Source organism: Salinispora fenicalii (assembly GCF_000514815.1).
Taxonomy (GTDB): Bacteria; Actinomycetota; Actinomycetes; order Mycobacteriales; family Micromonosporaceae; genus Micromonospora; species Micromonospora fenicalii.
In genome coordinates this window covers 486,304-498,059 of sequence record NZ_KI911471.1, presented here as the reverse complement: position 1 = coordinate 498,059, position 11,756 = coordinate 486,304, and the positions used below count along the sequence as shown (strand labels likewise).

The following is an 11,756-nucleotide window of genomic DNA, read 5'->3' as shown; positions in this document are numbered from 1 at the left end:
CGAAAAGGGGAGGTCTGCCGTGGCCTGGTCGGACTGGCCGTTAATTGTCGTGGCCCTGCTGGTGGGCGCCGCTGCCGGCTGGGTGGTCCGCGGCCGGCGAAACGCCGCGCGGGCTGGCAACACTGCGGAGGCTACGCCGGTGTCGACGACAACAACAGCCGTAGGCGAACCCGCGTCCACTTCCGCTGACACCAGCACCAGCACCAGCACCAGCACCGATCGTTCCAGCGCGACCGAGTCAGCACCGGAGCAGACCGCTGCCGCACCGGAGCAAACCGCACCCGCGTCGGCGCAGACCGACCCGGCCGCGGACCCGGAGCACGCTCCGGTGGCCGACAGTAGCCAGCCCGCGCCAGGCGCCGCCGACACGGTGGCACCCCCGGTGGTCGCGCCACCGCCGGCGGCCTCCGAAACCGAGCTGGCGGAGGTAGCGCCGGTTGCCACCGAGCCTGGGCACGAACCGGGCTCCGCGGCGCCCGAGCTGGAGCCTGACGCCGCCGACGACTTCCGCCGGATCCAGGGAATCGGACCGAAGATGGCCGCGGCGCTGCAGGCCGCCGGCATCCGTACCTACCAGCAACTCGCCGAGCTGGACGAACCGGCGCTGCGGGACCTGATTCGCGGCGCCGGCCTGCGTGGCGCGGCGAGTCTGCCAACCTGGCCACAGCAGGCGAAGGTGCTGGCCGCGACGGTCGAGCCAGCGGGGGCGCCGGCCACCGGGGGCAGCGCGGGGGCCTGAGGGTGCCACCCTTCGGTGGCGCGGACGCCCCGGAGAGCGCCCGCCGGCGGCGCGGGCAGACAGATACACGACCGCACCGGGAGCGGCGAAGCCGTTCCCGGTACGGTCGTTCACCCAACCGGCCGTGAGTGGTACTACCGGAAGCAGTTCGGTACCGGACTGGTGCTGCCCAGGCAGTTGGTCGGCTCGTTCTTCACGATGACGCTCTTCGAGTCCACCGTCGCCTGCGCCTTGTCCACATTCAGGCCACCAGCGGGCAACGTCGACTGGTTCTCGACGACCTGGCTGCGGTAGAGCGCGACCCGGCCCATGCTGACCGCGATCCCACCGCCGATGGACTTCTCCTCGACGGCGTGGTTGTTCCGAACCTTACTGTCTCGAACCAGCAGGTTCGACTTGGTCGCGTGGATGCCGCCGCCGGAACCGTGTGCGGTGTTGCCCACCACCACGCTGTCGTCCAGGGGCACCAGACCCTGGAAGGTGGAGATGCCACCGCCGTCACCGGTGGCGATGTTGTCCCGGACCTGCATCCCGCGCAGGTAGATCAGCGCGTCCGAGTTCGCGATTCCGCCTCCGGTTTCCGCCCTGTTGTCGACGACCTTGGAGTCGGAGACCCGGGTCCGGGCGGAGAAGCTTGCCAGGCCACCGCCCTGCCTCGCCGAGTTGTGTGTGAAGGTACTCGTGTGCACCTCCGCCGCGGCCTGATAGTTGCCCAGTCCGCCGCCGTAGGCGGTGGCGCTGTTGCCTTTAAAGGTCGAGGAGTGCAGGGTCAGCACCCCGTTGTTGAGCAGGCCCCCGCCCTTGCCCTCCGACCCGTAGGCGTGGTTGTCGATGAGCGTGCTGTCCCGAACGACCATGTTCCCGTCGTTGAACAGTGCTCCCCCGCCGCCCTCCGCCGAGGATGAGGCGTTGTGCACCGCCGTCACCCGCTCGATCGTCGCCGATGCGCCGTGTACCACGTGGACGGCGCCCCCCTCGGCGTCAGAGCGACCGCCGACGAGCCGAACGTTACGCAGGGTTAGCTCACCGCCATCACGGACGGTGAAGAAGCGGAACACCTCGGCGTCGTGCGCACGTTCGATCGTGGCCTGCTCGCCTTCGATGGTGACCGGGTGGTAGATGACCGGCAGCCCGGCCTTGTCGTCGGCGGGGTTCCGGGGCGGCTTGTCGTCGGCCTCGCCGGGATTCTCCGCCGAGTCCGCCGCTTCCCGCGCGTCCCGGATCCCACCGTCGTACTGGTCGGGCTCTTGGAAGGCGTCGGTGAGCCGATAGGTGCACCTCGGTGCCAGCCGCAACACCCCGCCGCCCTCGGCGTTGACCCGGACCAACGCGGCGATCAGCTTGGCGCTGTCGCAGGGCACCGGGATCGCCCTGGACTTCCCGCCCCGGTCATGGGCGGAGTCCCCTCGGGCCACGGCGGCGTTCTCGCCGCCGGGTGGCCGCTCGTGCGCCGCGGCCGCGCCGCCCAGCCCCGCCGCTCCGACGACTAAGCCACTGGCGACCAGCCCGCCGGCGAGCAGCCGTCGAGACCGTCGCCGGCCCCGCGGCGGTCGTTGGCTGTCGTGATACGTGGACATCGTGCTCTCCTGCCTCTCCCTCACACCTGAGCCGGCCGGGATGCTTCCGGACGGTAGGGCAGCGACCACGTGGTCGTCACCGAACGTCACGGTACGGGGAGAAAAGAGGGCAGGAAACGGCAACGTGAATAAATCACCTGTTTACTCCCATCCTGCAGCTCGACATCCGACGGGATACCGCCAGCTCATCTGAGCGACACCAGTCATCGTCAGTGTTCACACCTCGCCGTCACAACGGCGCGCGGCAACAGAGAACGATGCAGCTACCCTATTTGGGCAGGTTATTCGCGTTCACAACTGTCTGGGGCTTATGTCGGTTTAGCTCGAGGGTGGTTGCTACCACCTACCTGGTAGCCGAGGAACAGCACCCGGCACCACCGTCCGGATGACTGGCTCCTCGTCCGCGACGGGGGAAGGACACCGAGACCGCGATGAACCATCCGCACCAGGACCACGAACCGAACCGGCCAGATGAAGGCCGGACGAGGGGACGATGGTGGACCCTCGGGCTGGCCGGGGTAGCTGGCCTGGCCCTGACCGCCGCCGCCGCCACTCCGGCCGCCGCCGCCATCGGGCGTCCTCTCACCGCCGACGACCGGCCCGGGAAGTCCGACCGGTCCTCCGCCGACGGCCACCGCGATGCGGGAAAGGGCGACGACAAGAGCAAGGGCGGTAAGGAAAACAAGCCCAAGGGCACCCCGGTCCCCTGCAGCGCGGACCAGCTGATCGCCGCGATCACCCTCGCCAACGCCAACGACGGCGCCATCCTCGACCTCGCCAAGGACTGCACCTACCTGCTCACCGCCGACATCGACGGCGCCGGCCTCCCCGCCATCACCGCCCCCATCACCCTCAACGGCAGTAAGAACACCAGAATCGAACGCTCCACCACCGCCGATGAGTTCCGCATCCTCACCGTCAACACCGGCGGCAACCTCACCCTCAACAAACTGAAGATCGCCGGCGGAATATCCGAGGATAACGGTGGGGGAATCCTCGTCAACGAGGGTGGAGAACTAACCGTCAAACACAGCACCATCACCCGCAACGTCGCCGACAACAACGGCGGGGGCATCGCCAACAACGGCACCACCCGAGTCAAGAACTCCACAATCACCCTCAATCGCGCAGAGGTGGGTGGCGGCATCCAGAGCAACGGCGACCTCACCGTTACGGAATCGAAAATCACGGATAATGTGGCCTCCGACAACGGAGGCGGCATTGACGCAAACGAGGGTGGCACCACACTGATACACAAGAGCGTTATTAGCGACAATGTCGCCGAGAGCGAGGGCGGCGGAGTAAACGTAGTCGCCAGCATCCTCCACGTCACCAAGTCGGAAATTAGGGGCAACTCCGGCCCGGAAGAAGGGGGCGGCATTCGGCTCGACGAGTCAGCGCAGGCCACCCTGCAGCACGTGAAAATCCTTAAGAACCGCGCTTTCGAAGGTGCCGGAGTAGATTCCCTATCTGGTTCCACGCTCGTGATCGACAAGGCCTTGGTCACGAAGAACATAACCCTGGCGGACGGCGGCGGAATCGCCACCGAAGGAGACACCGTAATACGTAACTCCGAGATTGTCAGCAATCTGGCCGAGGACATAGGTGGCGGGATATACAATGACGACCCCGGCACGGTCAGCCTGTTCAACACAAAGGTGATCAAGAACCTCGCTGTTCTCGAAGGTGGAGGAATCTTCAACGAGGGGGGCGGCACGGTGATCCTGAACCCCGCCACCGGCACCGTTGTGATCAAGAACCGGCCGGACAACTGCTCCGGGGACGTACCCGACTGTGTCGGATAGCAATATCCGACACCTCGGACCACGAGGGGTTTCGTTCCCGCTGTTGGCTGGTGGGGCGGAACCCCTCAGCCCGTACGTGCAGCCGGGTGGATTGGCTGGCAGGTGCCGGCCAATCCACCCGGATTTCCCCCCGCCCCTCGGCAGCGACCGGAACGAATACCCCCGTTACCGCCGAACGTCCCCACGCCCGGCGCGTATCCATTCCTGCCTCCCACCACGCCGTCCACAATCCGGATCCCGGCGGACGACGCGGACGACGCCCGCGCATCGCTCCGCTGCGGAGCGCGGTCCCCCACCGACTACTGCAGGTACGCCCCCAGGGGCGAGAGCAGTAGTCGGCCAAGCAGTTCGGCATGGTTATCCAGCCGCAACCGCTCCTGCTCATGGGCGGCCCGATCGTTGCGGCACCGCCAAATCTTCTTCGCGTTTCGCCAGGCGACGTCGCGGACGTACTCGACCAGCTCCCCCTGATACCAGTCGTCAACGTCACCGTTGAGCACGTCGATCACCAGCTGCCAATGGTCGAGATAGCCGCGCCGCAGGCTGGGGATCGCCGCGGCGAAGATATCGTTGATCTTCAGGTAGTCGTTGTGCTGTTCGCTACCGTCCACCGGCTCCGACTCGAGGCTGTCGAACGTCGACACCAGCGCGAACGGCAGGTCGTAGTTGATGTGCGCGTTGATCCCGGCGGCAGCCGACGGCAGCGGCCGGACATCCGGGCCCTGCATTCGCTGAAACAGGCACGACCATGCCTTCGGGCAGCGCGAGCTGGAGTCGGTCCACAGCCGCAGCGCGTCGAAGTAGCGAGCGGCGAACTCAACGTCCAACCGGGACAAAAAGACCACGTCGGAGAAGAAGCCCTCGTACAGGCCCTCCAACACCCGCTCGGTGATGGTCAGGTAGAGCCGGTTGAAGACAGCCAACGGGCAGGTGTCTTCCGAGGAAGAACGCCGATCCAACAAATCCTGCAACTTGGTTAGGTGGTCAACCACCGCTGGGACGTCCACCGGACGGTCGGCGAGCAAGTCGACGACATCCCGATGCACGCACCCCCAGACCACATCACTCATCTCTGCTCCCCTGCGGCGAACGTCCCGCGGTGCCGTACGCTGCACAGCCTCGCAGCTGGCAAGAGCAACGCGAATCAGTAGAACGACGTATTCGTCAGTGCGCGTCCGGCGGCTGGCTGCGGAGGAGGATCGCGCTCGCCTGAACTCGGGTACGGACCTGCAGCTTGTCGAAGATGTGCGAGACGTGCACGCCGATGGTCCGCTCGCTGATGAACAGCCGCTGGCCGATCTCCTTGTTGGTCAGCCCCTCCGCCACCGCCGCCAGCACCTCCCGCTCGCGTGCGGTCAGCGCCGCCAACTCGCCCCCAGCCGCCGGGGTGCTGGTGGTCGGGCTACCGGCCGCCGCCCCCCGCTCCGCCAACGCGACCCGCGCCCGCCCGGCGACGGTCTTGATCTCGGCGGTCAACGGCACCGCGCCCAACCCCAGGGCCGACTGATACGCCTGGCGGAGCAGTTTTCCGGCCTTCGTACTACGACTACGGCGGGCGAGCAACGCCTCCGCCTGGCGCAGTCGCGAGTATGTTGCCGGATAGGGGTGGTTACGCCGGTCCCACTCTGCCACCGACCGGGCCCAGAGCTCAGGGTCGTTTCCGTTGATCCGGCTCACCTCGGCGGCGCAGAGGGCCAGGAACGCCTCGACCACGCTGCGCACCGGGCGGGCCGCCGTCCCCGCCCGGTGCGCCACCCGATCGGCGGCCTCGCGGAGCCGCCGCACCGCCGTCTCGTCCACCGAGATGCTTCGGCTGGCGTGCGCCTCGGCCTCCGCCCGCAAGCCGTGCCAGATCAACGCGGCGAGAATCACGAGATCGTCGGAACGACTCTCGGTCAGACCCCGCTGTACGGCCTTCCGGGCCAGGTCGTGCCGGCCCTGCCACATGGCCAGCCCGGCTCGCAAGGTCAGCAACGGGATCACGTGCCGCGCCCCGCCACCGGCACAGAGGGTAGCGACCGCATCCAGGTCCCGATCAGCGGCCTCGATATCGCCGTATCCGACGGAGAGCCGACAGCGGGCCAGCAGCACCTCGACCGCGTCCGCACCAGACGGGCGGTGCCGTAGCGCCGCCGCGGCCACCTTCTCCGCTTCGGCCCACTGGCCAACCCGGAACAGTCCGTTGATGGCGATCGCCAGCAGCCGGGTCTCGTAGGTTCGGCCCAGCCCCAACTCAGCGACCCGCTCCGCGCCCCGCCGTGCGACGACCACCCCCTCCTCGAGGGTGTTCAGCGGCCCGGTCAACAGCTCGGCCAGGTGCAGGTACGCGCAGGCCACATCCTCCGGCCGGCCGGACCGCTCAGCCGTGTCCAGGGCACGGCGCACCACGGCCAGGCCAGCCTCCGGGTCCTCCCGGAATGCCTCGGAGAAGCCCAGTGCGGCGCTGGCCAGCACTACCTCCGAGGTGGAACCCGCCACCGCGTCGGCCAACTCCAGCGCTTCCCGGGCGCGGGCACCGGCATCGGCGTACCGGCCCAGATGGAGCAGCAGTTCGGCGAGGTGGGCTGTGATGGTGGCCCGCTGGCGGGGCGTACAGTCGGCGGCAGCGAGGGCTCGCTGGTATTCGGCCTCGGCCAGCGCGGACCGACCGGCGGCGGCGAGGTAGCGGGCCCGCCGGATGGACAGACCACAGGCCGGCTGGGCGGCGTCGGCAGTCACCTCCTCTAGCAGGGCTAGGGCGCGGGCGTGCTCGCCGCAGTGGTGCGCCGCCTCGGCGGTCCGCTCCAGCAGCATCATCCGGTCGGCGGTCGCTCCGACAGCAGACGTTTCGGCCAGCTGCACTGCGGTGGACCAGTGCCGGTGTGCCTCGACGTACCCGTGCAGCCGCTCGGCTTCCTCGGCAGCCGCCATCGCTGCCGGCAGCGCCCGGACCGGCTCCCCGGCGAGGCGCCAGTGATACGCCAGTCGGGCCTGGTGCAGCTCGGCGTGCGCACCGGTCAACGCCTGCGCGTAGCGCTGGTGCAGAGCGGCCCGCTCCACTGGCAGCAGCTCCGCCTCCAGCACCTCGGCGACCAACCGATGTCGTAGCCGGTAGCCCTCGTCGGCGCTGACCAGCAGCCGGTGCGCGACGGCTTCCCGGACCGCGTCGATCAGCTCGTCCTCCGGCAACCGCACCACCTTGGCGAGTAGCCAGTGCGCTACCGGCTCCACCCCGACGGCTACCGCGTACACCACGGCGTGCGCATCCGGCGGCAGCGCCTCCACCCGGGTTAAGAAGATCTCCCGCAACGTGTCGGAGAGTCCGACCCGGCCGTCCCGCAGATCGCGAGCCAACTCCTCCACCACGAAGGGGTTACCACCGCTGCGCTGCCACAGTTGCTCGGCGGCGGCTGTTGGCAGGGCTTCACCGGCCACGGCAGCGGCCAACTGCTCGGTGGCGGCGCGATCCAACGGCGCCAGGTCGAGCACCCGCACCGTACGCAGACGACGCAGCTCGGTGAGCATCCGGCGCAGCGGGTGCGCGCCCTGGAGGGATTCGGCGCGCACGGCGGCCAGCACCGAGAGGTGCAGGTCGCCCAGTCCGGCGAGCAGGTAGAGCAAGAGCTGCCGGGTACTGCGGTCAGCCCATTGAAGGTCATCAAGGATGAGTACCAGCTGCCGCCCACCAGCAATCAGGTGCAGCCCGTGGGAGACCTGCTCCAACAACGCCCCGGCACCGTCGGGGCCACTGGCCTGGTCAGCGAAGACCCCAAGCAACCCCCGGAGGGCCGAGGAGGCGTTGGGGGGCCCGGTGGTCAGCTCGGTGTCGAGGCGACGTAGCGCCTGACGCAGTGGATGCAGCGGGGAGGCGTCACCGATGTCCAGGCAGGCGCCGGTGAGTAGAAGGGCGCCCGCGTCCCGAAGCTCAGATCCGACCTCGCGCAACAGCCGACTCTTACCAACCCCACTCTCACCGGTGAGGAAGACCGCCGTGGGTTGGCCCTGGCCGGTACTGGCCAGGGTGGATCGTATTGCCTCCAGCGATTCAGCCCGGCCGACCAGCGGCGCACCGTCCACATCGTTGATCACACATGCAGACTAGCTACCAAGGCCGGCGTATTCTACCAGCAAACTAGTTGGTTTTCCTCATCTCGTCGGCATTACGAACAAAAGTGACAGCCGGCGGAGATACGTCATTCGCCAGATCCCGAAACGAAACAATGCTGCCAGTCTCGGATGGTCGACAAGGTTCGCAGGAACCACTCCACCCACGGGGGACCGAAAGGACAGATGCACGCCATGTTGAACGCCACCGCTGGGCCACTTCCGGTCGCCGACCGGTATCCCGGTACACCCCCGCACACCCCACGAGTCGGCGCCGACACACCCGCCCGCTGGCCGGTGCCCGAGGAGAGGCGCACAGTCAGCGTCCTCTTCGCCGACATCGTCGGATCGACCCGGCTGGTCAACCAGCTCGATCCCGAGGAGGTACGGGCCCTGCAACAGGCCTACTTCGACACCGTGGCCCGGGTACTACACCGCTGGGGCGGAGTGGTGGAAAAGTACATCGGCGACGCTGTGATGGCGCTCTTTGGCGCTCCGGAATCCGACGGATTCGATGCCTATCGCGCGGTCCGGGCCGGCCTGGAGATCCAGCGCTCGCTGGACCGGCGGACGTTCCCCGGGGCGCCGACGCTGCGCGTCCGGGTCGGGGTGGCGACCGGCGAGGCGGTGGTCGACCTCAGCACCATCCGCGACGGCGCCCACGGCATGGCCAGCGGCGCGGTCATCACCCTCGCCGCCCGCCTACAGACCTACGCCCCGCCGGGCGGGGTCGTCCTCTGCGCCGTCACCCACCGGGCTACCAACCGGCTGATCGGTCAACGTCGGGCACCCGCCGTGGCGGTCATCGGGAATTCGCTACCCCTCGAGATCTGGCACGCCACCGGACCGGCCCGGCCCGAACCGACGCGGCACTGCGGGCCGTTGATCGGGCGACGCGGGGAGCTCACCGCGGCCCGGGACCAGCTAGTGCGGGCGATGCGGGACCGCCGACCCCGTTGGATCTCGGCTACTGGCCCCGCGGGCAGCGGACGCAGCCGGCTCCTCCATGAGCTGGTACGCGCGGTCCCGGCAGTCGACGGAGCCCCAGTCCACTGGTGCGTAACGGTGTGCCCGCCGTATCCGGAGCAGCCGCTGGCACCCATCGCCGACCTGGTCCGCGCCTTCGCCGGAGTCGGTGACCAGGATCCAGCCCCGGTAGTCCGGGCCCGGCTCACCTCCGCCGTCGCTGCGGTGCTCCCGCCGAACCGCCGCACTGAGGTGGTGTCCGCGCTGCAGGAACTGCTGGCGGAGCCGGACACCAGCCTCACCGCCCGTCGGGGGATGGCGAGGTGGCAGGAGTGCCTGCTCGGCCTCGCCGAGCGGCAGCCGGTGGTGGTAGCGGTCGACGACCTCGACCGCGGCGCCCCGGAGGTGAGCCGCTTCCTGCACCGGCTGCTCGCCGTCGCCCGGATCCGGGCCCTGCCCCTCGCAGTGATCGCCCTGCATGGTCCGGAACCGACAGCGGCCCAACGCATTGGGGGCCGGCGGGAGAGGCTGCCGCTACACCGCTTGTCGACCAGGGAATCCGAGCGGCTACTGCACCACCTGCTGCGCCGGGCCGGCCAACCGGCTGCGCTCGCCACGATGCTGCTACCGCTGGTCCACGGCCTCCCCGGTCGGGCCGCCGCCTACGTGGCGTCACTGGCCCCCGGCTCCGCACCTCCGGTTCCCGATCCGATCCGGCGCGCCCTCGACACTCGGCTCGACCAGTTGGACGGCACCGGCCGGGCCGTGTTGATGGCCACCGCCGCCATCGGGACGCCCGTCACACCGGTACTGCTGGACCGCGTACTCGGTTGGGCATCAGGCCGGGCGGTCACGGCGCTACACGATCTGGCGAATCAGGATCTGCTGGCCGCAGGGCCGGACGGCTACACCGTGCCGGACCCGGTGGTCGCCTCCGTCGCCGCCGCTCGGCTCACCCGGGCAGTCCGGACCGAGTGGCGCACCCGCGCCGCCGTCCCGGCCGACTCAGACCCCGTTCACGGTGCGACTCCGGCCACGAAACTCGGCAATCACCACGCCGTCGTCCCGGGTGACCGTGACGTCGTAGATCCCGCTGCGGCCGTACCGAAGGCGTTCGGCGGCCTGGGCCAGCAGCACATCCCCCTCGCGCGCCGACCGGACAAAGACAATGTCCCCGCCGGCCGCGACCGTCACCGGGCCGTAGCTGTTACAGGCCAACGCGAACGCGGTGTCGGCAAGCAGAAACAGATAGCCGCCGTGGGCGATCCGGTGTCCGTTGACCATCGCCCCGGTCACCCGCATCCGGGCCACCGCCGCCCCCGCCGCCGCTTCGACCAGCTCGATGCCGAGCGCACGCGAGGCGACATCGGCAGCGAACATCTCGTACGCGGCGTTGCGCCGCTGCGGGTCCGGCTCCGAACGGTGACCGGAACCATCCGGCTTCGAACGGTGACCGGAACCGTCCGACTCCGTCGCGCTATCCCCTCCGGTCGACTCCCGCCGGTCGGGGTGGGGCGGACGATCCGACATCGCCGCTCTCCTCACTGCGCCGGACGAACACTTCGACGATCTTGCTACGGTACGCCACCGCCCCGGATCCGGCACCACCGCCACCCGGCCACACCACGCTGCCACATAGCCGTGCTGCCCCGCCGATAGGGTGGGCTCGGTCGACGGCGGTGTGGATGGGGGAACAGGTGTCCGGACCGGAGCAGCGACGCGTCGACCCCGATGTCGACCTGGCCGTGCCCGCCGACCGAGCCGAGCTGCCCGCCCACCCGGCCGCGGTGCTCGCCGCCGTCTCCGCCGGCGGTGTGCTGGGCGCGTTGGCCCGCACCGGCCTGTCGGCCGCACTGCCGCACGACCCGGCGGGCTTCCCGTGGCCGACGTTCGCGGTCAACCTGAGCGGATGCCTGCTGATCGGCGTTCTGATGGCGGTGCTCGCCCGGCGGGCCCACCCACCGGCGCTGGCCCGGCCGTTTCTCGGGGTCGGGGTGCTCGGCGGCTACACCACCTTCGCCACCCACGCCGTGGAGGCACGGCACCTGGCCGCCACCGGGGCGACGACGACCGCCCTGGTCTACCTCACGGCGACCCTGACCGGCGCGCTGCTCGCGGTCTGGGTCGGGTACGCGGCCACCGGCCGGCTCCTGCCGTCCGTCCGCGGTATCGGGCCAGGACAGCGGCGGGTGAACAGATGACCGCGCTGCTCGTCGCGCTCGGCGCGGCCGTCGGGGCACCGCTGCGCTACCTCGTCGACCGAGCGGTACAGCACCGCTTCGGTGCCCGCTTCCCCTGGGGAACATTGACCGTCAACGTGACCGGCTCGCTGCTGCTCGGGTTCCTGCTGGGACTCCCGCTCCCGCCGGCAGCCGGAGTGTTGCTCGGCACCGGGCTCTGCGGCGCCCTCACCACATACTCGACCTCCTCCTACGAGACCCTGCGCCTGGCCACCGCCGGCCGGTTTCGTCCAGCGGCGGCCAACGCGCTACTCGGCGTCGCCGCCGCGGTGGCCGCGGCGACGCTCGGCCACCTCGCAGCGACCACCCTGCCCTGGCCGTAAGCCGGACTCGCCGCCCTCCCCCA

8 protein-coding genes and 1 pseudogene are annotated in these 11,756 nt (G+C 69.5%); 5 read left to right on the top strand and 4 right to left on the bottom strand.

The features are described from left to right. Positions 1 to 19 precede the first annotated feature (19 nt). Positions 20 to 739 carry a helix-hairpin-helix domain-containing protein gene (locus B116_RS0120220; RefSeq protein ID WP_027661141.1) on the top strand — a complete coding sequence of 240 codons (720 nt, stop codon included), beginning with the start codon at positions 20 to 22 and terminating at the stop codon, positions 737 to 739. Positions 740 to 873: 134 nt separating this feature from the next. Here the strand turns inward: B116_RS0120220 and B116_RS0120215 are convergent, their stop codons facing one another. Beyond that, the gene (locus tag B116_RS0120215; protein ID WP_018720143.1) at positions 874 to 2,316 is read right to left on the bottom strand and encodes a right-handed parallel beta-helix repeat-containing protein; all 1,443 of its coding nucleotides are present in this window, start codon (positions 2,314 to 2,316) and stop codon (positions 874 to 876) included. A gap of 431 nt (positions 2,317 to 2,747) precedes the next feature. Here B116_RS0120215 and B116_RS0120210 point away from each other — a divergent pair, with 431 nt between their 5' ends. After that, the gene (locus tag B116_RS0120210) at positions 2,748 to 4,121 is read left to right on the top strand and encodes a right-handed parallel beta-helix repeat-containing protein (protein WP_027661140.1); all 1,374 of its coding nucleotides are present in this window, start codon (positions 2,748 to 2,750) and stop codon (positions 4,119 to 4,121) included. Between the two features lie 299 nt (positions 4,122 to 4,420). On the opposite strand, the gene B116_RS0120205 is transcribed toward B116_RS0120210, so the two are convergent. Next, on the bottom strand, positions 4,421 to 5,191 hold the full coding sequence (locus B116_RS0120205; protein ID WP_026321341.1) for a DUF5995 family protein: 771 nt from the start codon (positions 5,189 to 5,191) through the stop codon (positions 4,421 to 4,423). Positions 5,192 to 5,285: 94 nt separating this feature from the next. Continuing rightward, a complete protein-coding gene (locus B116_RS0120200) occupies positions 5,286 to 8,189 on the bottom strand; it encodes a helix-turn-helix transcriptional regulator (RefSeq protein ID WP_027661139.1) in 2,904 nt (967 codons plus the stop codon). 147 nt (positions 8,190 to 8,336) lie between these two features. Here B116_RS0120200 and B116_RS28435 point away from each other — a divergent pair. Continuing rightward, a pseudogene (locus B116_RS28435) lies at positions 8,337 to 9,629 on the top strand (adenylate/guanylate cyclase domain-containing protein); the annotation flags it as partial. 546 nt (positions 9,630 to 10,175) lie between these two features. Here the strand turns inward: B116_RS28435 and paaI are convergent. After that, on the bottom strand, positions 10,176 to 10,550 hold the full coding sequence (gene paaI / locus B116_RS27930; protein ID WP_223874634.1) for a hydroxyphenylacetyl-CoA thioesterase PaaI: 375 nt from the start codon (positions 10,548 to 10,550) through the stop codon (positions 10,176 to 10,178). Positions 10,551 to 10,855: 305 nt separating this feature from the next. Between paaI and B116_RS0120180 the strand changes: the two genes are divergently transcribed. Beyond that, positions 10,856 to 11,371, top strand: coding sequence for a fluoride efflux transporter FluC (locus tag B116_RS0120180; protein WP_027661136.1), 516 nt, complete (start codon positions 10,856 to 10,858; stop codon positions 11,369 to 11,371). Beyond that, positions 11,368 to 11,733 (top strand): fluoride efflux transporter CrcB, encoded by a 366-nt coding sequence (crcB, locus tag B116_RS0120175; RefSeq protein WP_027661135.1) that lies wholly within the window; start codon positions 11,368 to 11,370, stop codon positions 11,731 to 11,733. Before B116_RS0120180 ends, crcB begins: the two co-directional genes overlap by 4 nt. The last annotated feature ends 23 nt before the right edge of the window (positions 11,734 to 11,756 follow it).